The organism is Kocuria rosea subsp. polaris (assembly GCF_001483755.1).
Taxonomy (GTDB): Bacteria; Actinomycetota; Actinomycetes; order Actinomycetales; family Micrococcaceae; genus Kocuria; species Kocuria cellulosilytica.
The window spans coordinates 113,448-136,849 of record NZ_LQBK01000038.1 but is presented as its reverse complement, the minus strand read 5'-3'; the positions used below and the strand labels follow the sequence as shown (position 1 = coordinate 136,849).

The window sequence follows — 23,402 nt, the reverse complement described above, 5'->3', positions numbered from 1 at the left end:
CCCGGGCTCAGTCGCGGGCGGCGGTGGTGCGCTCGCGCTCCAGGGCGTCCAGGAGGGCGTCCTCCTCATCCTCCCACGTGGGGCGGGAGCGCTTGCGCTGCGGCTTGGGCCGCATGAGCGACTTGAGGTGGGCCGGCATGTCGTCGGCCATCTCCATCTGACGCACCACGAGCTCCTCGTCGACCTCGCCGATGTAGTTGCCCTCCGCGTCGTAGAACCGCGAGAGCCGGCGCTCCATCTCCTCGGCGTACTGGCGGTCCCAGGCGTCGTTGCGGGCCTGCTGGCGGGCGGCGTAGCCGTAGGCCACGAAGAACAGGGCCGCGAACGCGTACCACTGCAGCGAATAGGACAGGTGCGGCCCGGAGTCGATCTCCGGCTCGGGGGCCGGGGCCGGGGCCACCGCGGGCGCCGGGTCCTCGGCGAAGACCTCGCCGTAGGCCTCCGTGCCGACCGGCACGCCCCAGCGCTCGCGCAGCTCCTCGAGGTCGATCGAGGCGATCTGCCCCGCCGGGGCGCCGCGGCTGACGGCCGGCTCCCCGGGCTGGAGGCGGGCGGTGACCGTCACCTCGCCGGCGGGCGGGGCGGGCACGGCGTCCGGCATCCCGTTGGCCGCCTCGCCGGTGGGGATCCAGCCGCGGTCGAGGACCACCACGTCCCCGTCCTGCGTGCGGAACGGGACGAGGACCTCGTAGCCGACGCGTCCGTCCTGCGGCCGGTTGCGGACCAGGACCTGGTCCTCCGGCAGGTAGTGGCCGGTCAGCCGCACGGGGTGCCAGGTGAGGCGCTCGTCGTGGGCGGCGAACTGCGCGGCGGCCTCCGCGCCGGTCAGGGGCTCCGCGCGGTAGTTCTGCGTGATCTTGGTGTTCTCCCCGACGAGGTGCTCGTTGCGGTCCATCTGCCAGCCGCCCAGGTACACGGAGAGCACGGCGGCGGCGCAGGCGAGGAGGAAGAAGCCCAGCCACTTGCCGCTGAGCAGAAAGCGGTAGTCGTTCATCCCCGCGGCTCCTGTGCGGGGCCCGCGCCGTCCAGCGGCACGGTGTCCTTCCAGAAGCCGCGCGCGCCGAGGAACTGCTCGAGGTCGCCGCGGTGCTCCGGGCACGCCAGCCAGATCTTGCGCCGCTCCGGGTCGTGCAGGCGCGGATTGTTCCAGCGGATCTGCCACGCGGCGTCCGCGCGGCAGCCCTTGCGCGAGCACTGGGGGGTGTCGGGCCCCGCCGGGGGAGTGTCGGCGCCTCGCGGGGACAGCGATCCGAGCAGGTCGAACTCCACGGCGGTCGTGCTCCTCAGGGTCTGCGGTCGGGGTCCCGGGACGGCCGGCGGCGGGCTCAGGCCGCGCCGCGGCGCCGGGTGGTGTCGTCCTCGACAGTAGCGGAGGAAGCCGGGTCCCCGCTGGGAGCGGCCGTGCTCCCGGTGCCCGGCGGGGTGGTGCCGTCCTCCCCGTGGCCGGGCACGAACTCGCCCTCCAGGACGAAGCCGATCGCGAGCGGCTCCGCCGGCGGCGCCGGTTCGGGGGCGGCCGCCAGCGCGGGCGCGCCCGGCGGCTCGTAGTAGTGGCTGGTCCGGGTGGAGCGGTCGTTGCTGTTGGCCAGCAGGACCGCCATCCAGGGCAGGATCGCCACGCCCAGGATCGCGATGCCGCGGACCCAGATGTTGTCCACCACCACGAACACGACGAGGCACACGATGCGCAGGCCCATCTGGATGCTGTAGACCTTCATCCGGTGGCCCATGTCCTGGGTGTGCGGCTCGGCGGTGGCGGTGATGGAGTGGACGTCGTCCTGGCCGGCGGTCTCGCCGGTCGTGAGATAGCGCTTGCTCATGGTCCTCCCAACAGACGATCAATTGTCTCGCCGGGGTCCGACATCGCGAAGACCGTCCCCGGGATCCACCGGCGGCCCGCCCGCCCCGACCGGTACCATTGGGGGGATCTCCGCGCGGGCCCCCGATCCTCGCCCGCCGCCGTCCCGCGACCCACGACCGAAAGGCCCTTCCCCATGGCAGACGAGCAGCGCAGCCCGGCACCCCGCACCGTCCTCGTGACCGGCGGCAACCGCGGGATCGGACGGGCCATCGCGCAGGCGTTCCGTGACGCCGGTGACCACGTGGCCGTCACCTACCGCTCCGGCGAGGCGCCCGAGGGCTTCTTCGCGGTGCAGGCCGACGTCACCGACTCCGCCTCGATCGACGCCGCCTACAAGGCCGTGGAGGCCGAGTTCGGTCCGGTCGAGGTGGTCGTGGCCAACGCCGGGATCACCCGGGACACCCTGCTGCTGCGGATGAAGGAGCAGGACTTCCAGGACGTCGTGGACACCAACCTCACCGGGGCGTTCCGCGTGGTGCAGCGCGCCGCCAAGGGCTTCATGCGCCTCAAGCGCGGGCGCGTGGTCCTCATCTCCTCCGTGGTCGGGCTCTACGGCTCGCCCGGACAGGTCAACTACGCCGCGTCCAAGGCCGGACTGGTCGGCATCGCCCGCTCCATCACCCGTGAGCTGGGAGGGCGCAACGTGACCGCCAACGTCGTCGCCCCCGGGTTCATCAACACCGAGATGACCGCGGCCCTGCCCGAGGACACCCAGAAGGACTACCTCGCCTCCATCCCCGCCGGCCGCTTCGCCGAGCCGGAGGAGGTCGCCGCCGTGGTGCGCTGGATCGCCTCCGACGAGGCGAAGTACATCTCCGGCGCCGTCATCCCCGTGGACGGCGGCCTCGGCATGGGCCACTGAGCCCCGCCACCCACGATCCCCGCACGTTCCACCGAAGGAGCACCATGAGTTCACTTGCAGGCAAGACCGCGGTCGTCACCGGGTCCTCGCGCGGCGTCGGCGCCGACACCGCCAAGCTGCTGGCCGCCCAGGGCGCCAACGTCGTCGTCAACTACCGGCAGAAGGCGCCCCGCGCCAACAAGGTCGTCAAGGAGATCGAGGCGGCCGGCGGGAAGGCCGTCGCCGTGCAGGCCGACATGACGCAGCCCGAGGACGTCCGCAACCTCTTCGCCCGGGCCGTGGAGGCCTTCGGCGGGGTGGACGTGCTCGTGCTCAACGCCTCCGGCGGCATGGAGACGGATCTCGGCGAGGACTACGCCCTCAAGCTCAACCGGGACGCGCAGGAGGACGCCCTCACCGCGGGCCTCGAGCACCTGCCCGAGGGCGGGCGCGTGGTCTTCGTGACCAGCCACCAGGCGCACTTCATCAACGACGTCGAGACCATGCCCGAGTACGTGGAGGTCGCGCGGTCCAAGCGCGCCGGCGAGGACGCCCTCACCGCCCGCATCCCCGAGCTGACCGAGAAGGGCATCACCTTCGTGGTGGTCTCCGGCGACATGATCGAGGGCACCGTGACCGCGACCCTGCTGAACCGGGCCCGCCCGGGAGCGCTCGAGGAGCGGCGCGAGGCCGCCGGCAAGCTCTACTCCGTGCAGGAGTTCGCCGAGGAGATCGCCCGGATGGTCACCGCGGACGTCCCCACGGGGCACGTCGAGCTCGTCGGCGGCGCCGACGACTTCCTGGCGAAGGCCGGGCGCAAGTAGACCGGCGACGACGGCGGGGCGGGCACCTTCCCGGGTGGCCGCCCCGCCGTCGCCGCTTGCTGCCGTCACCGCTTCCCGCCGCCGGCGGCGCCGTGGAGCGGCGCGCGTGCCGGCGCCCACGACCGGTCCGCAGTGCCGGTCCGCAGTGCCGGTTCCCGGGGCCGGCTCCTGCTCGCCGGTGCGGAACCGACCGCAATGTGACGCCGCCCACCGGCCGCAGGTGCTATTGATGGACCACACGGCGCGAGGCCGTCGGCGCCTCGGCCAGGAGCACCTCCGCGCGGTGCGGAGCCGAGCGAGGAGCCACGATGACCCCACGGCCCACAGGACGACTCGATCCGGGCGGCCACCTCGTGCTCGCCCGCACGTTCCGGGCCTCGGCCGAGGATATCTGGGCCGCGGTGACGGACGCCGAGCGGCTCGCCCGCTGGTACGGGACGTGGCGCGGGGACCCGGCCTCGGGCCGGGTCGAGCTGCTCATGACCGCCGAGGACTGGGACCGGCCCGAGCCCCTGCTGATCCGCCGGTGCGAGCCGCCGCAGCACCTGGCGCTCACGCTCGGCACGGCGGCCGACGCCTGGCGCGTGGACCTCGACGTCGTGGACTACGGCGGGACGACCGTCCTGCAGCTCACCCACCGGTATCCCGACCCCGACGAGGTGGAGTCGGTCGGGCCCGGCTGGGAGTACTACCTGGACCGGCTGGTCGCCGCCGAGACCGGGGGCAGCCCGGACGCCGTCGACTTCGCACGCGACTACCACCCCGCGATGTCCGGGCACTACCGGCCGCTCGCCGAGCAGCTGCGGGCCCGGGCCTGACCGCGCCCCCGCCCCGCGGCGGCGTGCCCGGGGCCCGCGCTCACCCCGGGTCCCTCACCCGGGGGTCGGGCTCGCGATCTGGATGAGGTTGCCGCACGTGTCGTCGAGCACCGCGGTGGTGTACGGACCGGCGACCGTGGGTTCCTGGACGAAGTGCACGCCGCGCTCGCGCAGGCGCTCGTACTCCGCCTGCACGTCCTTGACGCCGAAGCTGGTGAACGGGATGCCGTCGGCCACGAGCGCGGCCTTGAACGGCCCCACGGCGAGGTGCTCCGAGGGCTCGAGGACCAGCTCGACGCCCTCGGGCGCCTGGGGCGAGACCACGGTGAGCCACCGGGCGCCACCGGCGGGGATGTCGTGCTTGACCATGAAGCCGAGCTTGCCGGTGTAGAACAGCAGGGCCTGCTGCTGGTCGTCGACGAAGACGCTGGTGTGGGTGATCCGCATGGGACGGTCCTCCTCGGGTCGGACGGGGTCGTTCAGGAGTCGGCGCCGCCGACGCTGAACATCCAGTGGGTGCCGAAGCGGTCGGTGCACATCCCGAACAGGCCGCCCCAGGGCGCCTCCTCGAGCGGCATCGTGACGGTCCCGCCCGCGGTCAGCGTCTCCCACCAGCCGCGCATCAGGGCCTCGTCGTCGCCGCTCAGGGAGACCGCGACGTTGTCCCCGACCGTCAGCGCCATGCTGTCCGGGGTGTCGGAGGCCATCAGGACCATGCCGGCGTCCGTGGTGAGCATCGCGTGCATGACCTTGTCCTGCTCCGCGGGGTCGTCGCTGGCCCCGTACTCGCTGAAGCGGCTCACCGACAGCTCCCCGCCGAACACGGAGCGGTAGAACGTCATCGCCTCCTCGGCGGTGTCCCGGAACGAGAGGTAGGGATTGAGCAGCATGGGCATGGTCCGGCCTCCGCGTCGATCGGTCGATGTCCTCATCATGGCCCCGTCCGTGCCGCGGGGGAAGAGTCCCTGGGAAGCCGCCGCCGGGGTGCGTAACCTGGTGCGCATGAGCAGAACGCAGTACTACGTGGCGGCCAGCGCCGACGGGTACATCGCCGACCGGGAGAACCACCTCGACTGGTTGCTGCAGTACGGTTTCGAGGCCTACCAGGAGCACTACGACGCCTTCCTGGCCGACGTCGGAGCGCTCGCGATGGGGGCGAGCACGTACGAGTTCGTGCTCGGCCAGGGGGACTGGGCCTACGGCGACCTGCCGGTGTGGGTGTTCACCCACCGGGAGCTGCCGAGGATCGAGGGCGCGAACCTGCTCTTCGTCAGCGGGCCCGTGACGCTGCACGCCGAGGCGCTGACGGCCTCCGCGGGCGGGCGGAACCTGTGGGTGGTGGGCGGTGGCCGGCTCGCGGCCCAGTTCGCGGACGCCGGGCTGCTCGACGAGCTGTGGCTGACGTACATGCCCGTCGTCCTGGGCGGAGGCCACCCGGTGCTGCCGACCGAGGCCGCGCGCGACCTGCGGCTGCAGCGCACCACCCACTTCGAGGGCGGCGCCGTGGAGCTGCGCTACGTGCTGCAGGGCCCGGACCGGCAGGTGTGGCCCGAGTAGGCGCGACTTCTTGCCGGTCCCGGCACCGCGGACTACACTTCCCGCCACGGCACCGGCGGCCGATCTGCCGCTCCACCGGGGCCCGAAGGCCCCTCGTCGCAGGAACCCGCCATGAGCACCCAGAGCCCGGTCACGGGTGACCGCGCACGCGACCGAGCCCTGCGCCAGTTCGCGGAGCACCTCACCGGGGTCCTCATCGGACCGCAGGACCCCGGGTACGACGACGCACGACGGCTGTGGAACGGAATGGTCGACGTCCGTCCCCGCGCTGTCGCCCGCGCCGGGTCCGTCGCCGACGTCGACCCCTGCCTGGCCGCCGCCCGGCGCACCGGCCTGCCGCTGGCCGTGCGCGGCGGCGGGCACAGCATCGCCGGGCACAGCACGGTCGCGGACGGCCTCGTCCTGGACCTCGGCGGCCTGACCGGCGTGGCGGTGGATCCCGTCGCGCGCCTCGTGACCGCCCAGCCGGGAGCCACCCTCGCCCACGTGGACCGGGCGACCGCCCCGCACGGCCTCGCCGTGCCGCTCGGCGTGGTCGGCGGCACCGGGGTCGCCGGGCTCACGCTCGGCGGCGGCATCGGGTGGCTGACTCGCACCCACGGCCTGACCCTCGACAACCTGGTCTCCGCGGAGGTCGTCACCGCCGCGGGGGAGCACCTGCACGTCGACCGGACCGAGCACCCGGACCTCTTCTGGGGACTGCGCGGCGGGGGCGGCAACTTCGGCGTGGTCACCTCCTTCGCGCTCCGGGCCCACCCGCTGGCGTCCCCCGTCCTGGCGGGCGGCCTCGTCTACCGCCGCCCGAAGTGGGAGCGGGCGCTCGCGGCCTTCGAGGCGTGGACGCGGGAGCTCCCGGACGAGATGAACACCATCGTGTCCTTCGTGTTCCTCCCGCCGGAGTACGGGCTCGGGCACGAGGTGCTCATGACCGTCGGTCTCGCCTGGGCCTCGCCGCAGCACGGGCGCGGCCTGGAGCTCGTCGAGCGGCTGCGCGCGGCGGCGCCGCCCGACCTGGAGACCGTGGGCCCGGTGCCCTGGACCTCCTGGCAGACCGCGAAGGACCCGGTCTTCCCGGTGGGCTCCCGGGGGTACTGGAAGAACGTGGCCTTCAGCCGGCTGGACGAGGAGGTCGTCGCCGCCCTGGTGGCCGTGGCCTCGGAGATCACCTGGGTGGGCAGCGGCATCAACCTGCACTGCCTCCGCGGCGCCTTCGGCCGGGTGCCCGAGGACGCGACGGCGTGGCCCAGCCGGGCCGCACGGTTCTGGCTGAACGTCTTCGGCTTCTGGCGCGACCCGGCCGACGACGTCCGGCTCACGGCGTACGCCCGGCGGGTGCACGCGGCCCTGGGGCCGTTCGCGGAGCAGGGCCAGTACGTCAATTTCCTGGGGGCGGAGCAGGGCGGCGACCCGGGGGCGGCGGCGCGGGAGGCCTACGGGCGCGCCAAGCACGAGCGGCTGGTCGAGCTGAAGAACCGCTACGACCCGGACAACGTGTTCCGCGGCAACCACAACGTCGTCCCGACGTCGTCCCGCTGATCCCGGCCGGGGTCCGGGGCCCGTGGTGCCGGGCGGTCAGACCGCCGCGGAGGCGCGCGGCAGCCCGTACCAGGCGGCCGCGTTGTCGTGCAGCACGGACGCCGCGGCCTCCGCGCCCAGGGTCTGCACGACCAGGCCGACGTCCTCGTCCCGGAACGGGCGCTCCGCCCGGGTGCTGGGCAGGTCGGTGCCGAAGAGCAGCGCCGACGGGTCGGCGGCGTGGATCCGGCGCAGCGCGTCCGGCACGTCGAGGTCGACGCGGCCGAAGCCGGTGGCCTTGACCTTCACCCCGTGCCCGACGAGCTCGAGCAGCAGGGGCAGCCCGGCCGCGCTCATGCCGAGGTGGTCCACGCCCGTCCGCGGCAGCCGCCGCAGCACGGGGGCGAGGTGCTCCAGGGCCGCGGCGTCCAGGTAGAACTCGGCGTGCCACCCGGCGAGCTCGTGCACCCGCCGGGCCAGCCGCTCGATGCCGGCGGGGTCCGCGTCCGAGCCGCGGCGGAGGGCGAAGCGCACGGCCCGCACCCCGGCACGGTGGAGCTTGCGCACCTGCTCGTCCGTGACGCCGGGCGGCAGCTGGGTCACCCCGGCGAAGCCCGGGCCGAGCTCCGCCAGCGCCGCGCGGAGGAAGGCCTGGTCGTGGCCCTGGAACGAGCCGCTCACCACCGCCCCGCCCACCACGCCCAGTCCCCGGACCCGCCGCCGGTAGTCCTCGGCCGTGAAGCACGGGGGCACGTAGCCCTGGTTCGGCACCAGGGGGAACCGCGGGTCGATCACGTGCAGGTGGGCGTCGATCACGGTGTCGTCCTCCTCGGCTCGCCGCGAGGTCGTCCGCCGGGAGCGGAGCGCTGCTGCCACGGCACCGACTCTACGCGGGGGTCAAGGGTGCGGCGGGCCGTGCGGTCACTCCTCGTAGGGGGGCCACAGGCTGGTCCCCAGCCTGACCTCCAGACGGGCGACCGTGTACCCGTCCGGCCAGACGTGACCGTCCAGGATCCGCGACAGCGCGGTGTGGTCGACGCCGGCGAGCGCCCCGACCTCGCGCAGGGGCCGGGAGCCCACGGCCGCCCGCAGGTTCACCGCGAACAGCCTCGCCCGTTCCGCCACCGGGTCGTCGCAGATCTCGTCCGGCCAGGAGACGCAGTGGTCCTGTGGTTCCGGTCGTACCCTGCTGGCCATGGCGTGCAGTCTAGGGACCGGCCCTGAGCATGAACCTGGTGCTCAGGGGGCGGGCGGACCGTAGCGGTGCTCGGGGCGGCCGGTGCTCCCGTAGCGGAGCTGGATCTCGACCGAGCCGTCCTCGGCCAGCGCGGAGAGGTAGCGCTGGGCGGTGGCCCGGGAGATGCCGACCTTGCGGGCGATCTCCGCGGCCGGGAGCGGCGCCCCGGGCTCCAGGGCCGCCAGCACGGAGGCCTCCGTCGCGGACCGGGTGCGCTCGCCGGGGGAGGAGGTCTCGCCGGGGTGCAGGGCGTGCAGGGCGCGGTCCACGGTCTCCTGCGTCAGCGCGTCCCGGTCGGTGAGCAGCCGGCGGTACCGGGCGTAGGCCCGCAGGGTGCGGGCCAGCCGCTCGTTCGGGAACGGCTTGATGAGATAGGCCAGGGCGCCGCGGCGGACGGCGGTCCGCACGGAGGCGGGGTCGGCCGCCGCGGTGAGCATGATGACGTCGACGTCGAGGGCCCGGAGCAGGTCCAGCCCGAGCGCGTCCGGCAGGTAGACGTCCAGCAGGACGAGGTCGGGCTGGTGGGCGTGGACGGTGCGCATGGCCTGCTCGGCCGTGCCCACGGGGGTGAGCGCGGTGAAGCCGGGCACGGCGTTCACGAAGCCCGCGTGCAGCCGGCCCACGTGGAAGTCGTCGTCGACCACGAGGACCACCAGGTCGTCGCTCATCCTGCACCTCCTGCTGCGCCGGCGGACGGTTCCCCGCGGACGTCGGCCACGGGCTCGCGGACCACGGTACCGGGCAGGCGGGCGCAGAAGACGGCTCCCGGCCCGCCGGGGCGGCCCGGATCGGCCACCCACACGTCCCCGCCGCGCCGGCGGGCCAGCTCCCGGCTCAGGGACAGCCCGAAGCCCTGGCCGTGGACGTCGGGCAGCACGTCGAAGCGCGCTCCGCCGCCGTCCCCGGAGCCGCCGGACGGGACAGCGGTGGACCAGCCCTGGGCGAAGATCGGCTCGGGGTCCGGCACGGGCAGTCCGTCGCCGGAGTCGGCCACCACGAGGTGCAGCGTGCCCTCCCCGCCGGTCCAGTCGTCGAGCAGCTCGACCTCGACCCAGCGCTCCTCCGCCGCGCCCTGGACCGCGGCGCGGACGGCGTTGTCCACGAGACTGCCGATCACGGTGGTGACGTCCTGCGGGTCCGTGATCCGGCCGCGGACCAGGGTGTCCGCGCCGATGCGCAGGCTCACGCCGCGCTCGGCCGCCTCGACGCTCTTGGCCCCGAGGAACGCCTGCAGGTAGGGGTCCCGCAGCAGCTCGGCCCGCTCGGCCGGATAGCTCAGGGGCCCGGTCTCGGTCACCTCGGACACGTACCGGCGGGCCTCCTCGGCGTCGCCGATCGCCAGCAGCCCGGAGATGGTGTGCAGCCGGTTGGCGAACTCGTGGCGCTGGGCGCGCAGGGCGGTGCTGAGAGCTCCGACCGCGTCGAGCTGGCGGGTCAGGGACTGCAGCTCGGTGCGGTCCCGGACCAGCACCACCCAGCCGAGCGGGGGCGATCCCGGGCCGGCGGGCCGGACGGCGCGGGCCGAGAGGATGAGCACGTGCCGTCCGACGACCTGCTCCACCGCGGGGGACGCGGGGGTCGCCGCGGCGAGCAGGGCGGCGAAGGACGCCGGCAGCCCCGCCTCGGCCAGCGGGGTCCCCACCAGCCGGGAGGGCTCCGCCACGCCCAGCAGCCGTGCCGCCTCGGCGTTGACCACCGTGATGCGGTGCTCGGGCGAGATGCCGATGACGCCCTCGTCGACCCCGCGCAGCACCGCCTCCTGGTCCTGGGCGAGCGCGACGATCTCCTCGGGCTCCAGACCGAGGGTGAGCCGCTTGAGCCGGCGCGCGATCGCCGCGGAGGCGGCGGCGCCGAGGCCCAGGGCGCCGAGGGCAGTGGCCGCCACGGGGGTGATGTCCTGCCGGAGGCTGGCCAGCACGTCCTCGCGGGAGATCCCCACGCTCACCGCGCCCACCACCGCCGAGTCCGAGTCGGGGGCGTACACCGGGACCTTGGCCCGGGCCGAGTGGCCCAGGGTGCCGCGCTCCTGGCTGGTGACCTCCCGCCCGGCCAGCGCCTCGGTGGGGTCCGTGCTCACGGGCAGGCCCAGGAGCTCGGGGGTCGGGTGGGAGAGGCGGAGCCCGCTGTCGTCGGTGATCACCACGAAGAGGGACTCCGTACGGCGGCGGACCTCCTCGGCGGAGGACTGCAGGGAACCCCGGGCCAGCACGTCCGGGTCGAGGTCCTCGGGGCCGGCCGGGGCCAGGTCGGCCACGCCCGCGCGGACGTCGTCGGTGGCGGCCACGGCCCGGGCGATGGACAGGGCCTGGTGCTCGGCGTCCCGGCCCAGGCGCTCGTAGGTCAGCCAGCCGTAGACGCCCCCGCACAGGGCCACGACGACCGTCACCACGGCGAGGTGCAGCAGCATCATCCGGGCCAGGAAGCCGGGGCGCTGCCGGAGCGCACCGGGTACCGTCACTGTCTCTCCTCGGGGCCGGGCGTGGTCTCGTGCGCGACCGCCGCGTGTGCTGCACCCCACTCTACGGGCCGGGGTGCGGCCCGGGTCCCGGCCCCGAGGGCCCTCCCGGGCGGCGGCCCCGGGTGCGGGGGCGGAGGCCCCGGCGGGTCAGAGGTCCGCGAAGAAGCGGACGGCGTCCAGGTTCGGCAGGTTGATCTGGGCGTCGGCGGCCGCGCGCAGGGCGGGCTTGGCGTTGAAGGCCACGCCGAGTCCGGCGGCCGTGACCATGTCGATGTCGTTGGCGCCGTCGCCCACGGCGATGACGTCCTCGGGGGCGACGCCCAGCTCCCCGGCCCAGGTCCGCAGGCTGCGCTCCTTGACGGTGCGGTCCACGACCTCCCCGAGCACCCTGCCGGTGAGCCTCCCGTCGGCGACCTCCAGCGTGTTGGCGGTGTGCCGGGTGAGCCGCAGCCGTTCCGCGAGCGGGGTGAGGACCTCCAGGAAGCCTCCCGAGACGGCCGCCACGGCGTGCCCCTCCCGCAGGAACGCCTTGACGAGCACGTCCGCGCCGGGGGAGAGCCGCACGGCGGCCGAGACCTCGTCGAGCACGGACGCGGGCAGCCCCGCGAGGGCCTCGACCCGCGCGTGCAGGGACTGGGCGAAGTCCAGCTCCCCGCGCATGGCCGCCTCGGTCACGGCGGCGACCTCCGCCTCGCGCCCCGCGTGGGCCGCGAGCATGTCGACGACCTCCTGCTGGATCAGCGTGGAGTCCACGTCCATGACGAGCAGCTTCTTGCGCTCCGGGTCGAACAGGGTGGTCGGCACCACGTTGACGTCCACCCCCGGCAGCATCTGCTCCAGCGGGTCCGGGCGCAGGGCCGCGAGCAGGGCGGTGGCGTCCGATCCGGCCACGTGGGCGGTGAAGGCGTTGTAGCCGGGGACCCCCGAGTCGTGCCCGGCGGAGCCGGGACCGGTGACCCGCACGCCGGAGAACCGCTCGACCTCGGCGCCGGCGTCCTGCACCAGGGCGAGGATGCGCTCACGGGCCTCCGGGTCCGGATTCTGGGCGAACGCGATCACGGCGAGGTGGGTGGTCATGCGGCCAGTGTATCCGGGCCCCCGGACGCACCGGCCCGACGACGGGCGCCGGGGCGGGAACCGCCGCCGCCGGTGCCCTACAGTGGCCGGTATGAGTGCTGTGGTGGAGATGGTGGACGTCAGTGTGGTCCGTGGCCGGAAGACGCTGCTGGAGTCCGTGGACTGGGTCGTCAACGAGGGCGAGCGGTGGGTCGTGCTGGGCCCCAACGGGGCCGGCAAGACCACGCTGCTGTCCATCGCCGCCGCCCGGCTGCACCCCACCCGGGGAATGGTGGACATCCTCGACGAGATCCTCGGCGCGGTGGACGTCTTCGAGCTGCGCCCCCGGATCGGCCTGAGCTCCACGGTGCTCGCGGCCCAGATCCCCGAGGCGGAGACCGTGCGCAACTGCGTGGTCACGGCCGCCTACGGCGTGACCGGGCGGTGGATCGAGAGCTACGACGACGCCGACGAGGCCCAGGCGCAGGAGCTCATGGCCGCGTGGGGCATCGACCACCTGGCCGAGCGCCGGTTCGGGTCCCTGTCCGAGGGGGAGCGCAAGCGCGTGCTCGTCGCCCGGGCCCTGATGACCGACCCCGAGCTGCTGCTCCTGGACGAGCCGGCGGCCGGCCTCGACGTGGGCGGCCGGGAGGACCTGGTGGCACGGCTGGACGAGCTGGCCCGGGACGAGGCGTCCCCGGCCGTCGTCATGGTCACCCACCACCTGGAGGAGGTGCCCGACGCCTTCACCCACGCGCTCCTGCTGCGCGAGGGACGGGTGGTCGCCTCCGGGCCCGTCCGGCAGGTCATGACGCAGAAGAACCTCTCCGAGACGTTCGGGCTGCCCCTCAAGCTCGTGCAGGTCGGCAACCGCTACGCGGCGTTCGCCCGGTCCTGACCTGCTCCGTGGCCGCGTTCCCCTCCGTGCTCCTGTCCGCGCCCCCGCTCGTGCCCCGGTCCGCGGGCGGCGCCGGCGAGCTCGTCACCGGTCTCCTCGCCGACCTGCCCTTCGAGGCCTGGCAGGTGGGCCTGATCCTCCTCGCGGGGGTGTGGGCCGGACTCATCAACACCATCGTGGGCTCCGGGACCCTCGTGACCTTCCCCGTGCTGGTCACCATGGGCGTGCCGCCGGTGACCGCCTCGATGTCCAACGCGATGGGCCTGATCGCCGGCAACCTCACGGGCGCCTGGCACTACCGCCACGAGCTCAAGGGCGTCGAACGGACCCTCCTGAAGCTCGTCCCGTTCTCGGTGGCCGGCGGCGTCATCGGGGCGGCGCTGCTGCTGCACCTGCCCGAGTCCGTGTTCGGCTACGCGGCGCCGGCCCTGATCGTCGTCGCCCTCCTGTTCGTGATCTTCCAGCCGCGGCTCCAGGCGCTGGTGCGCCGCCGCAAGGAGAACCAGGCCGAGGCCGCCGCCGCGGCGGCGCGGGCGCGCGGGGAGACCCCGCGGCCCCTCGACCCGGACCGGGCGCCGCAGCCGGCGTCCCTGTACGCCCTGGTCTTCCTGGCCGGCGTCTACGGCGGCTACTTCGTGGCCGCCCAGGGAGTGCTCCTGCTCGGCATCCTCGGCGTGTTCCTGCTCGCCTCCCTGCAGGCCGCCAACGCCGTCAAGGTGGTGCTCGTGGCCCTCGTCAACATCGTGGCCGCGGTCTCCTACGTCCTGTTCGCCCTCGACCGGATCAACTGGTGGGTCGTGCTGCTCATCGCCGTGAGCTCCACCGCGGGCTCCTGGGCCGGCGCCAAGATCGGCCGCCGGCTCTCCCCGGTGGTGCTGCGCACCGTGATCGTGGTGCTGGGCGTCGTGGCCCTCGTCAACCTGGTGTCCCGGCTGATCTGAGGGCGGCCGCGGGCCCCGGCACCGTGCGGAGCCCGCGCGGCCGCCCACGTCCGGGCGGGAGCAGGTCCCGGGGACGGCACCGGCTACGATCGGGGCGACGCCGCCCCGACCAGGGTGCCGGCCACAGGGCCGCACGCCCACGCTCCCGCCGACCCGAAGAGACCCCGTGACCGACTTCCCCCACCTGATCCGCCTCGAGAGCGCCGACGACCCCCGGGTCGCCGACTACGCCCGCCTGACCGACGTCAAGCTGCGGCGCAGGCTCGAGCCCGAACGCGGCCTGTACATCGCCGAGTCCTCCAAGGTGCTCCGCCGGGCCCTCGCGGCGGGGCACGTGCCCCGCTCCTTCTTCATGGCGGACAAGTGGCTGGAGGACCTCGCGGACGTGCTGGTGGAGCACCCGGACGTGCCCCTGTACGTCGGCGCGGACGAGGTGCTCGAGCAGATCACGGGCTTCCACCTGCACCGCGGGGCGATCGCGGCCATGCAGCGCCCGGAGCCCGTGGAGCTGGAACGGCTCCTGGCGTCGTCGCGGCGGATCGCCGTCCTCGAGGACATCGTGGACCACACCAACGTCGGGGCGATCTTCCGCTCGGCCGCCGCGCTCGACGTCGACGCCGTGCTGGTCACCCCCCGCTGTGCCGACCCCCTGTACCGCCGGGCCATCCGGGTCTCCATGGGCACCGTGTTCCAGGTCCCGTGGACCCGGCTGCAGCACTGGACCGCCGACCTGCAGCGGATCAAGGACGCCGGCTTCACCACGGCGGCGCTCGCCCTCGGCGACGACTCGCTCACCCTCCAGGAGCTGTCCGCCCGCCGGGACGAGAAGCTGGCGCTGGTCCTCGGCACCGAGGGGGACGGGCTGAGCGCGGCCACCGTCCACCACGCGGACCTCACCGTCCGGATCCCGATGTCCCACGGCGTGGACTCCCTCAACGTGGCCGCCGCCTCGGCCGTGGCGTTCTGGGAGACCCGGCCCGCCCGGTGACGACCGGGCCGTCGGGGAGGCCCCGGCACGGCTCCTCGTGCGCGACGGCCCCGGCGGCCGCAGCGGGTCACAGTTCGGACGTCGATCACCCTCCGACCAGTGCTGTTGGCATCCGTGAAGTCTATTCTGGGAGGGTCTGCGAGGCCCGGTCCGAGAAACCGCGGCACCAGCCGGCGTCCGGGCGCAGAGGAACAGCAGGTGTGTCATGAAGAAGCTGATCTCGTGGCTGGCGGTCCTGGTGCTGGCCACGGGGCTGGGGCTGATCGTCCCCGGCAGCGCCTCCGCCGCGGCGCCGTACTGCGGCATCACGTGGGGTTCCCAGCCCAAGAGCAGCGGCGGAGTTGTCGCGCCGCCGCGCGTTCCCCACGTCACGAACGTCCGGGCGGGCCGGCACGCCTGTTTCGACCGGCTGGTGGTGGACCTGGACAACGAGGTGAAGGGCTACGACGTCCGGTACCGGGCGTTCCGGGGCATCGGGTCCGGGGCTCGCCTGCCGCTCCGGGGCACCGATCTGGTCCTTCTGGTCGACGCTCCCGCCTACGACGACAACGGCGTGGGCACCTATGAGTTCGACGACCCGCAGGAGCTCGTGGACGTCGACGGCTACCGGACGTTCCGGCAGGTCGCCTGGGGCGGCAGCTTCGAGGCGAAGACGAACCTGGGCCTCGGCGTCCGCGCCCGGCTCCCGTTCCGGGTCTTCGTGCTCGACGGCCCGGGGAACGGCTCCCGGCTCGTGGTCGACGTCGCGCACCGGTGGTGAGCCGGTCCCAGCACCGGGAACCGCCGGGCGAGGGGCCCGGCGCGTGCCGGGCCCCTCGCCCGGTCCGGACGGGCGTGAATTCCCGCCGGGGATCCGGTACGCTGGACCGCTGGTGCCCGATGCCCCCGCCCTTCTCGAACCGCGCGGACGGACGAAGACGGCGCACCGCCCACCGAGCGAAACCGTGGCTGGCAAAATCCAGGCACCAACGAAAAGGTTTGAACCCCATGAAGACTGACATCCACCCGGACTACCACCCGGTCCTCTTCCGCGACCTGGCCTCCGGCAAGACCATCCTGACCCGGTCCACCGCCACCTCGCAGAAGACCGAGACGTGGGAGGACGGCAACGAGTACCCGATCATCGAGGTCGAGATCTCCTCGGAGTCCCACCCGTTCTACACCGGCAAGCAGCGCATCATGGACTCCGCCGGTCGCGTGGAGCGCTTCAACGCCCGCTTCAAGAACTTCGGCAAGTCCAGCAGCTGACGTTCGTCCCGCTCGCGGGGCACAGCACCACCGCGCGCAGGCCCGGACCGCACAGGTCCGGGCCTGCGTCGTCCCCGGGGGCCCGGGCGTAGGCTGTCCCGGGACCACCAGCAGGACGGATCGAACAGCAGCACAGGACGGCGGGGAGGCGCGGATGACGCAGGAGCGGCGGCACGGGGAGTTCAAGGTGCAGGGCGGGAAGCTCGTGGTCGTGGACCTGGGCGTGGCCGGCGGCCGGCTGGTCGACGTCTCCGTCAACGGGGACTTCTTCCTCGAGCCGGACGAGGCCCTCGCGGACATCAACGCCGCGCTGACCGGCCTCGGCGAGCACGCCACCCAGCAGGAGATCGTCGGGGCCGTCGAGGCGGCGCTCGCGGACGACGTCGTGCTGTTCGGCTTCTCCCCGCAGGCGATCGCCACCGCCGTCCGCCGGGCGCTGGCCCACGCCACCACGTGGGACGACCACGCGTGGGAGATCATCCCGCCCACGGTCCGGCCCACCCTGGAGAACCTGGCGCTCGACGAGGTCCTCGCCCGCGAGGTCGGTGCCGGCCGGCGCCCGCCCGCCCTGCGGCTGTGGGACTGGGAGGAGCCGTCCGTGGTGATCGGCTCCTTCCAGTCCCTGCGCAACGAGGTGGACGCGGAGGGCGCCCGGCGGCACGGCATCTCGGTGGTGCGCCGGGTCTCCGGCGGCGGGGCCATGTTCATGGAGGCCGGCAACTGCATCACGTACTCGCTGTACCTGCCCCAGACCCTCGTGGACGGCCTCAGCTTCGCCGAGTCCTACCCGTTCCTCGACCGGTGGGTCATGCAGGCTTTCCAGGAGATGGGACTGGAGGCGTTCTACGTCCCGCTCAACGACATCGCCACCGAGCACGGCAAGATCGGGGGCGCGGCCCAGAAGCGCTTCGCGGGCGGCGGCATGGTCCACCACGTGACCATGAGCTACGACATCGACGCCCAGAAGATGACGGAGGTCCTCCGGATCGGCCGGGAGAAGCTCTCCGACAAGGGGCACCGCTCGGCCAAGAAGCGCGTGGACCCGCTGCGCCGGCAGACCGGCATGGCCCGGGCCGACGTCGTGGACAAGCTCATGGAGGTCTTCGCGGGGCGCTACGGGGCCGCGCAGGGTTCCGTCCGCGAGACCGAGCTCGCCGCCGCCCGCCGGCTGGTGGCCGCGAAGTTCGCCACCCCGGAGTGGATCACCCGGGTGCCCTGAGCCGCCCGCGGCACCTCGCCGGTCGAGTGCTCCCAGGCGCCTGTCAGCCGCTTCCGAGCACGGGAGGCCTAGCATGAGCGGCACCGACCGCCCACCGACCCGGGAGCCCATCATGTCCGTCGACGACCGCGACGCCGCCCGCGGCGTCCACCCCGCCGACCGGGACGCCGACGGCGTGGCCGTGCCGCGGCACCGGCGGCACCCCGTCCGCCGGGTGCTGCTCGTGCTGCTGGGTCTCGTGCTGGTCCTCGCCCTGGCGGCCGGTGCGTTCGTGTGGAACCTGGGGCGGACCTTCGACGCCCGGAAGCAGGTCGTCGAGGACGCGTTCCCGCCGGAGGGCGGACGGCCCGCCGCGGGCTCCGCCCGGGACCGGGGCACCACCGTGCTGCTGCTCGGGGCGGACAGCCTGCCCGGCGGGCGGGCGGACGTGGGCGTCGTGGGGGAGCGGGCGGACACCATCATGCTGGTGCACCTGCCCGAGGACGGCGGGGAGGCCTACGTGCTCTCCGTCCTGCGGGACACGTGGGTGCCGATCCCCGGCGTGGGCGAGGCCAAGATCAACGCCGCGCTCGACCTCGGCGGCGTCCCGCTGATGGTCGAAACCGTCGAGGAGCTCGTCGGCACCCGGGTGGACCAGGTCGCCGAGGTGGACTTCGCCGGCTTCCAGGCCCTCACCGACGCCCTGGGCGGGGTGACGATCGACGTGCCGCAGGACTTCGTCTCCAACGAGGGGATGACCTTCGAGGCGGGGCCGGAGCACATGGACGGGGAGCGGGCCCTCGAGTTCGTCCGGGAGCGCAAGGCCTTCGAGAGCGGGGACTTCCAGCGCGTGCAGAACCAGCGCAGCTACGTCCGGGCCGTGCTGGAGCGGCTGCTCGGCCCGCAGACTCTGCTCAACCCCGTGCGGCTGCACACCGTGGTCACCGACTTCTCGCCCTACCTGACGGTGAGCGAGGGGCTCGACTCGTCGTGGCTCGCGGGACTGGCCCCCGACCTGGCCGGGCTCTCCGCCGGGGACCTGCACCTGTCCACGGCACCGCAGCTCGGCCTGGGGGTGTCCCCGGACGGGCAGTCGGTCGTGGTGCCCGACCTCGAGGCGATGGCGGGGATCGGCGCGGCCATCTCGTCGGGGGATCTGGGCGGATATCTTGCTACGCTGAGCCCTGACGATCAGTAGCTCCCCGCCGGCGCCCGTGACCGGCGCGGACCGACTTCCCCCCGCCCGCAGCACGCCCCGTGATCGACCGGGACGGCCCCTCTTGACCCCCGCGAGAAGGCCATGCCGCACACCCCCCACCCCTTCAGTCCGGACGACGAGCCCCAGGCCTTCTGGCGGCCCGCGGCCCGTGTCCTCCCCACCGGTGCGGCCCGGCCCGCCGCCCGCGTCCTGCTGCGCAGTCCCTGGCCCGAGGCCGGGGCCGCCGTGGCCCGCGCCCTGGGCCCGGACGCCGCGGCGCAGCGGCGGCTCGAGGCACGCCTCCGCCGCGGGAGCCCCGCGCCGCGCACGGCCCGCCGGCTCGCCGAGGCGGCCCTGTCCGCGGGCCGCGTGGCCGAGGCGGACCGGCTCCTGGCGCAGGTGCCGCCGGACACGAGGGACCTCGCCGGCACGAGAGCCCGCCGGCACCGCCACGTCGGCCGGATCTCGGAGGCCGTGGTCGAGCTGCGGCGTGCCGCGGCCGCCGGGCGGGCCACACCGGGGGAGCGGCGCCGGCTGCTCCACTACGAGGACGAGCTGCGGCTGCTCTCCGGCTGGCGCCCGGCCCTCACCCCCGTGGTGGCCTACCGTCCGGAGCCCGCGTCCGTGCTGCACGTGCTCGCCGAGGCCCCGCCGCGCGCCCGGGGGCGGCGCGCCCCGCGCGCCCACTCCCTGCTCTCCGCGACCGTGGCCCAGGGCTGGACCGTGACGGCCGTGACACGCCCCGGGCCCGCGGCCGCCGTCGGCAGGGCTCCCGGGGCGGACGCCGAGGTCCTCGACGGCGTCTCCTACCACCGGCTGCTGCCCGCCGGCCGGGCACCGACCCCCACCGCACGGCTGCAGCGGGAGGCGCAGGCCCTGCTCGAGCTCGCCCTGCGCACGCGGCCCGCGGTGCTGCACACCACGAGCCGTGCCGGCAACGCCCTCGTGACCCGCGCGGTGGCGGAGTCGCTGGGCATCCCGTGGGTCTACGAGGTGCGGGAGCTGCCCGCCGACCGGTGGGCGGCCTCCCGCCCGGCCGAGGCGGCCACGAGCGAGCGGCACCGGCTCGAGAGCGCCCGCGAGGTCGAGGTCCTGGCCGCCGCGGCCGACGTCGTGACCACGAGCCGCGCCATGCGCGAGCGGGTGCAGGCGCTCACACGGGCTCTCCCGGGCGGCCCGGTGCCCGTCCGCGTGGCGCCCCCGGCCGTGGACGGTCCGTACCTGGCGGATCCCCGCCCCCTGCAGGAGGCGCGCCGGGTCCTGGGCCTGCCGGAGACGGCCCGGGTGGTGGGCGCGGTCGCGGACCTCGTGGAGCACGAGGGCCTCGACGACCTCCTGCGCGCCGCCGCCCTCGTGGCCGCCGACGTGCCGGAGCTCCTCGTGCTGGTCGTGGGCGACGGCCCGGCCCGGGCCGAGCTCGAGGAACTGGCCGTGCGGCTCGGCCTGGGCGGGCGGGTCCGCTTCGCGGGACGGGTCCCGGACGAGCAGGTCGTGCAGTACCACCAGGCGTTCGACGTGTTCGTGGTCGCGCGCAAGGACCGCCCGGTGACCCGCACCGCGGCCCCGACCGAGTCCGTGGAGGCCCTGGCCACCGGGACCCCCGTGGTCGCCACCCGGCTGCCCGTGCTCGCCGAGACCGTGACCGACGGCATCACCGGCATGCTCACGCCGCCGGAGGAGCCCGAGACCCTCGCGACGGTCCTGCGGATGATGCTCGAGTGCCCCGCCGTGCGCCGCTGCCTCGGGGTCGAGGGCCGGCGGCGCGTCGTGCCCGGGCGGACCTGGCACGGCGTGGCCTCGGCCGCCGCGGAGGCCTACGACCACCTGACCGGACGCGCCCGGTCCGAGGAGGAGTCGGCCTGAGCGCGGTGGGGTCTCAGAGCAGACCGAGGCGTGCGAGGCGGCGGCGTGCGGCGGCCTCGCTCGGCCCGGTCTCGCCGAGCGCCCTGCCGACCACCGCCAGGGTGAGCCCGGCGGCGCTCCGGGTCGGCAGCGGTACCGGGCCCAGCCGCGGACGGCCGAGGCCGAGCAGCTCCAGCCGGTCCTGCGGCATCGAGTCCACGACGGCGGCGAACAGGGCGCGGTAGCCGGGCAGCAGCACGGGGTCCAGGGGCGGGCGGCGCAGGAACGCCACGACGTCCTCGACCCGGTCCCCACCGGCCAGCCGAGGGCCGAAGGAGCGCAGGCGCTCGTCGAGCTCGGCCTCGGAGCGCGGTGGCCGGGCCACGCCCATCAGCCGCCCGGCCACCGCCCACTCCCGCACGTAGGCGTCCGGCCCGCCGGGGATCGTCCCGCCCCACCGCTGGTGGCAGCGCAGGAAGGCGTCGGTGAACGCCAGGTGGACCCACTCGGCCAGGTCGGGGTCGTTCGCGCAGTAGGGACGGCGCACGCCGTCGGCCCCGGTGTAGCTGCCGTGCACGCTCTCGTGCAGACGGCGGACGTGCGCCGAGGCCCGGCGCGCGGCGGTCGTGTCCCCGTAGGTGACGGTGAAGATCCACCGGATGGTCCCGGCGAGGCGTCCCAGCGGGTCCGTCCGGTAGTCCGAGTGCTCGACGACGCCGGCCAGTGCCCCCGGGTGCAGGGCCTGGGTGAGCAGGGCGCGCACGCCCGCGGGGATGGTCGCCATCGACCCGTGCACGGCCCACACCGCCGAGCCGGGCCGGAAGTGCCCCGCGTCCTCGCCGTCGGCCAGCGCCAGCTCCCACTCGGGCACGCGGTCCGCCCGACCGGCGAACGTCGTGCGCAGCCTGTCCTGCAACGGGGCCATCAGTCCCACGCCGGTCTCCTCTCCGCTCCCGGTGCTCTCCGTGCCGTCCATCATGGCCTGCGCCCCCGACATCCGCTGGGGCTTCGACACCTTCTGGGGCGTCGACAGCTCATAGGGCTCCGGCAACTCCTGGGCCCCGACATGTCCGGCACGGGTCCGGGGAACGGGTCGCACGGGGGCGGGCGGCGCGGGGGGAGCCTGCGACCGGCGCGGGAGCCGGCGACGGCGGGGCCGGCGCGGCCGGCACGGTCAGGACCGCTCCGGGCCCCCGGCGACCAGCGAGGCCAGGGGCGCGCCCTCGAGGAAGTCCACCAGGGCGGGCGAGCGGGTCACCACGGTCTCCTGGTAGCGGCCCGGCAGCTCGGGGTCCTTGCCGATGACCAGCTGCTCGACGTCGTCCTCCAGGAACATCGCCAGGATCCCGCGCAGCAGCTCCAGCACCGTCCCGTCGCGGAGCATGCCGCGCACGGCGCCGGGCACGCGGACGGTGCGCTCGCCGTCGAGCACGACGTCGACGAAGTCGGGGGTGTCGCTCTCCGACCAGCGCGCCGTGCTCGCGGCCGCGATCGTGCCGGTGACCTCGACCGTGAGGGTGACCACGATGGTCGCCTCCGTCAGCGCCGCCTGGATCTCCTCCGCCCGGCGCCGGTCGCGGCTCCTGCGCCAGCGGCTCGGGCGCGCGCGGTCGACCACCAGGTACTCCAGCTGCAGCTTGCCCCGGCAGACCTCCAGGAAGGACACGGTGACGGCCTCGGCGGGGCTGCCGCCCCGGACGGCGGCGTAGGCCCGGCGCAGCAGGTCCTGCAGGTCGGTGGAGCCGCGGGCCAGCGTGGGCGCCGAGAGGCTCACGGGCCGGCCGTGGGCGTCGAGGCAGCGCACCGTGATCGGAACGCGTGCCACCGTGGTGTCGAGGGGGGAGTCCACGCTGACGTCGAGCCTTCCTGTGAGGACGGGGAGTGACCCCATCATAGATGCGCACGCATTGTCCGGGTCCTGCGCGCGCCGTCCCCCGTTGTGGGGACGAGTCCGCTCCCACGAGGGGCGACGGCCGGCCCGGACGGTGCTCACGCCGTCCGGGCCGGCCGTCGCCGGAGCGATCAGGGCCAGGAGCCCTCCTCGGCGTGGGCGATGAACAGCTCGCGGACCTCGCACCCCCGGGGCTGGGCGAGGGCGAACAGGACGGCGTTCGCCACGTTCTCGGGATCGTTGAGCTGGGAGTCGTCCTGGGGCTTGTACTGCTCGTCCCGGTCGTCGAAGAAGCGCGTCTTCATGCCGCCGGGGATGAGCTGGGTGACGCCCACCTCGCCCTTGAGCTCCGCGGCGAGCGCCTGGCTGAAGCCGAGCACGCCGAACTTGGACGCACAGTACGCCGTCGCGTCCGAGACGCCCTTCAGCGCGAGGGTGGAGGCCACCGTGATGACCCGGCCCCGGGACTCCCGCAGCGCGGGCAGGGCCGCGCGCACCGTCGAGACGGTGCCGAACAGGTTGACCTGCACGACCTTCTCCCACTCGGCGGCCGCCACGTCCTCGAGACGGCCGCAGCGGTCGATGCCGGCCGCGGTGACCACCGCGTCCAGGCCGCCGGCGGCCTCCACGGCCCGGCGCACCGTCTCGGTCACCGCGGCGGTGTCCGCCACGTCGACCTCGTAGGCGGTGACGCCGGTGAGCGTGCTGATGTCCCGGTCCAGGACGATGGGGGTGCCGCCGTTGTCGCGGACCGCCTCCGCCACGGCGGCGCCGAGTCCGGAGGCCCCGCCGGTGATCAGCACCCGGCCGGGGCTGGTGGGCTGGAAACTCATGCAACTTCCTCTCTGCTGGGCACGGCCCCGCCCGCGGCGGGTGCCGCGGGCGGGGTGTGCTGCTCCACGTCGGAACAGGGTCAGGCCGCGCGGGTGCGGCGGCCTGGTCACTGCTACCGTATCCGGTCCCGGCCCGTTCGTAAGTAAGCTCATCAGGACGGCCCCCGAGGTGCGCACGCGCACGCCCGCCCGACGGAG

26 protein-coding genes are annotated in these 23,402 nt (G+C 74.6%); 13 read left to right on the top strand and 13 right to left on the bottom strand.

Translation table 11 applies throughout. The annotated features are described in order from the left end of the window. Positions 1-7 precede the first annotated feature (7 nt). Genes AVL61_RS14520 through AVL61_RS14510 form a run of 3 tightly spaced genes read right to left on the bottom strand, consistent with a single transcriptional unit; the run spans position 8 to position 1,820 of the window. Positions 8-994 (bottom strand): SURF1 family cytochrome oxidase biogenesis protein, encoded by a 987-nt coding sequence (locus AVL61_RS14520; RefSeq protein WP_058875032.1) that lies wholly within the window; start codon positions 992-994, stop codon positions 8-10. Further along, on the bottom strand, positions 991-1,269 hold the full coding sequence (locus tag AVL61_RS14515; protein WP_082697186.1) for a hypothetical protein: 279 nt from the start codon (positions 1,267-1,269) through the stop codon (positions 991-993). The genes AVL61_RS14520 and AVL61_RS14515 overlap by 4 nt, the downstream gene beginning before the upstream one ends. Before the next feature lie 56 nt (positions 1,270-1,325). Then, positions 1,326-1,820 carry a DUF3099 domain-containing protein gene (locus tag AVL61_RS14510; protein ID WP_082697185.1) on the bottom strand — a complete coding sequence of 165 codons (495 nt, stop codon included), beginning with the start codon at positions 1,818-1,820 and terminating at the stop codon, positions 1,326-1,328. Between the two features lie 174 nt (positions 1,821-1,994). Between AVL61_RS14510 and AVL61_RS14505 the strand changes: the two genes are divergently transcribed. The 3 genes from AVL61_RS14505 to AVL61_RS14495 all read left to right on the top strand — a co-directional run bounded on the left by AVL61_RS14505 (position 1,995) and on the right by AVL61_RS14495 (position 4,344). Continuing rightward, positions 1,995-2,723 carry a beta-ketoacyl-ACP reductase gene (locus AVL61_RS14505; protein ID WP_058875031.1) on the top strand — a complete coding sequence of 243 codons (729 nt, stop codon included), beginning with the start codon at positions 1,995-1,997 and terminating at the stop codon, positions 2,721-2,723. A gap of 44 nt (positions 2,724-2,767) precedes the next feature. Then, positions 2,768-3,526 carry an SDR family oxidoreductase gene (locus tag AVL61_RS14500; RefSeq protein WP_058875030.1) on the top strand — a complete coding sequence of 253 codons (759 nt, stop codon included), beginning with the start codon at positions 2,768-2,770 and terminating at the stop codon, positions 3,524-3,526. 308 nt (positions 3,527-3,834) lie between these two features. Beyond that, positions 3,835-4,344 carry an SRPBCC domain-containing protein gene (locus AVL61_RS14495; protein WP_058875029.1) on the top strand — a complete coding sequence of 170 codons (510 nt, stop codon included), beginning with the start codon at positions 3,835-3,837 and terminating at the stop codon, positions 4,342-4,344. Between the two features lie 54 nt (positions 4,345-4,398). Here the strand turns inward: AVL61_RS14495 and AVL61_RS14490 are convergent, their stop codons facing one another. Further along, on the bottom strand, positions 4,399-4,791 hold the full coding sequence (locus AVL61_RS14490; protein WP_058875028.1) for a VOC family protein: 393 nt from the start codon (positions 4,789-4,791) through the stop codon (positions 4,399-4,401). A gap of 32 nt (positions 4,792-4,823) precedes the next feature. After that, positions 4,824-5,240 (bottom strand): VOC family protein, encoded by a 417-nt coding sequence (locus AVL61_RS14485; RefSeq protein ID WP_058875027.1) that lies wholly within the window; start codon positions 5,238-5,240, stop codon positions 4,824-4,826. Between the two features lie 106 nt (positions 5,241-5,346). Here AVL61_RS14485 and AVL61_RS14480 point away from each other — a divergent pair, with 106 nt between their 5' ends. Together AVL61_RS14480 and AVL61_RS14475 are read left to right on the top strand one after the other, a co-directional pair. Then, complete coding sequence (locus AVL61_RS14480) at positions 5,347-5,901, top strand: dihydrofolate reductase family protein (protein WP_231738427.1); 555 nt, start codon at positions 5,347-5,349, stop codon at positions 5,899-5,901. Positions 5,902-6,012: 111 nt separating this feature from the next. Further along, positions 6,013-7,437 (top strand): FAD-binding oxidoreductase, encoded by a 1,425-nt coding sequence (locus tag AVL61_RS14475; RefSeq protein WP_058875026.1) that lies wholly within the window; start codon positions 6,013-6,015, stop codon positions 7,435-7,437. 36 nt (positions 7,438-7,473) lie between these two features. Here the strand turns inward: AVL61_RS14475 and AVL61_RS14470 are convergent, their stop codons facing one another. From AVL61_RS14470 to serB, 5 genes are all read right to left on the bottom strand, one after another. Then, complete coding sequence (locus tag AVL61_RS14470; RefSeq protein WP_058875025.1) at positions 7,474-8,232, bottom strand: amidohydrolase family protein; 759 nt, start codon at positions 8,230-8,232, stop codon at positions 7,474-7,476. Positions 8,233-8,337: 105 nt separating this feature from the next. Continuing rightward, entirely contained in the window at positions 8,338-8,613 is a 276-nt protein-coding gene (locus AVL61_RS14465; protein ID WP_157571450.1) for a helix-turn-helix domain-containing protein, read from the bottom strand. 42 nt (positions 8,614-8,655) lie between these two features. Then, entirely contained in the window at positions 8,656-9,321 is a 666-nt protein-coding gene (locus AVL61_RS14460) for a response regulator (RefSeq protein WP_058875023.1), read from the bottom strand. Continuing rightward, positions 9,318-11,111 (bottom strand): sensor histidine kinase, encoded by a 1,794-nt coding sequence (locus AVL61_RS14455; RefSeq protein ID WP_082697184.1) that lies wholly within the window; start codon positions 11,109-11,111, stop codon positions 9,318-9,320. The genes AVL61_RS14460 and AVL61_RS14455 overlap by 4 nt, the downstream gene beginning before the upstream one ends. Positions 11,112-11,258: 147 nt before the next feature. Then, positions 11,259-12,188 carry a phosphoserine phosphatase SerB gene (gene serB, locus AVL61_RS14450; protein WP_058875022.1) on the bottom strand — a complete coding sequence of 310 codons (930 nt, stop codon included), beginning with the start codon at positions 12,186-12,188 and terminating at the stop codon, positions 11,259-11,261. 91 nt (positions 12,189-12,279) lie between these two features. On the opposite strand from serB, the gene AVL61_RS14445 reads away from it, so the two are divergent. The 8 genes from AVL61_RS14445 to AVL61_RS14410 all read left to right on the top strand — a co-directional run bounded on the left by AVL61_RS14445 (position 12,280) and on the right by AVL61_RS14410 (position 20,501). Next, entirely contained in the window at positions 12,280-13,065 is a 786-nt protein-coding gene (locus AVL61_RS14445; protein ID WP_058875021.1) for an ABC transporter ATP-binding protein, read from the top strand. Between the two features lie 104 nt (positions 13,066-13,169). Further along, positions 13,170-14,006, top strand: coding sequence for a sulfite exporter TauE/SafE family protein (locus tag AVL61_RS14440; RefSeq protein WP_058875054.1), 837 nt, complete (start codon positions 13,170-13,172; stop codon positions 14,004-14,006). 166 nt (positions 14,007-14,172) lie between these two features. After that, on the top strand, positions 14,173-14,994 hold the full coding sequence (locus tag AVL61_RS14435; protein ID WP_058875020.1) for a TrmH family RNA methyltransferase: 822 nt from the start codon (positions 14,173-14,175) through the stop codon (positions 14,992-14,994). A 205-nt stretch (positions 14,995-15,199) separates the two neighbouring features. Further along, positions 15,200-15,754 (top strand): AMIN-like domain-containing (lipo)protein, encoded by a 555-nt coding sequence (locus AVL61_RS14430; RefSeq protein WP_058875019.1) that lies wholly within the window; start codon positions 15,200-15,202, stop codon positions 15,752-15,754. A gap of 227 nt (positions 15,755-15,981) precedes the next feature. Further along, on the top strand, positions 15,982-16,242 hold the full coding sequence (locus AVL61_RS14425) for a type B 50S ribosomal protein L31 (RefSeq protein ID WP_058875018.1): 261 nt from the start codon (positions 15,982-15,984) through the stop codon (positions 16,240-16,242). 154 nt (positions 16,243-16,396) lie between these two features. Further along, positions 16,397-17,461, top strand: coding sequence for a lipoate-protein ligase LplAB (locus tag AVL61_RS14420; protein WP_058875017.1), 1,065 nt, complete (start codon positions 16,397-16,399; stop codon positions 17,459-17,461). A 73-nt stretch (positions 17,462-17,534) separates the two neighbouring features. Then, complete coding sequence (locus AVL61_RS14415) at positions 17,535-18,638, top strand: LCP family protein (protein WP_231738426.1); 1,104 nt, start codon at positions 17,535-17,537, stop codon at positions 18,636-18,638. Between the two features lie 102 nt (positions 18,639-18,740). Beyond that, complete coding sequence (locus AVL61_RS14410; RefSeq protein WP_058875016.1) at positions 18,741-20,501, top strand: glycosyltransferase; 1,761 nt, start codon at positions 18,741-18,743, stop codon at positions 20,499-20,501. Positions 20,502-20,514: 13 nt separating this feature from the next. On the opposite strand, the gene AVL61_RS14405 is transcribed toward AVL61_RS14410, so the two are convergent. The 3 genes from AVL61_RS14405 to AVL61_RS14395 form a co-directional block, all read right to left on the bottom strand. After that, on the bottom strand, positions 20,515-21,405 hold the full coding sequence (locus AVL61_RS14405; protein ID WP_058875052.1) for an oxygenase MpaB family protein: 891 nt from the start codon (positions 21,403-21,405) through the stop codon (positions 20,515-20,517). 249 nt (positions 21,406-21,654) lie between these two features. Further along, entirely contained in the window at positions 21,655-22,329 is a 675-nt protein-coding gene (locus tag AVL61_RS14400; protein ID WP_058875015.1) for a hypothetical protein, read from the bottom strand. Positions 22,330-22,502: 173 nt separating this feature from the next. Beyond that, a complete protein-coding gene (locus tag AVL61_RS14395) occupies positions 22,503-23,204 on the bottom strand; it encodes an SDR family oxidoreductase (protein WP_058875014.1) in 702 nt (233 codons plus the stop codon). Positions 23,205-23,402 lie beyond the last annotated feature (198 nt).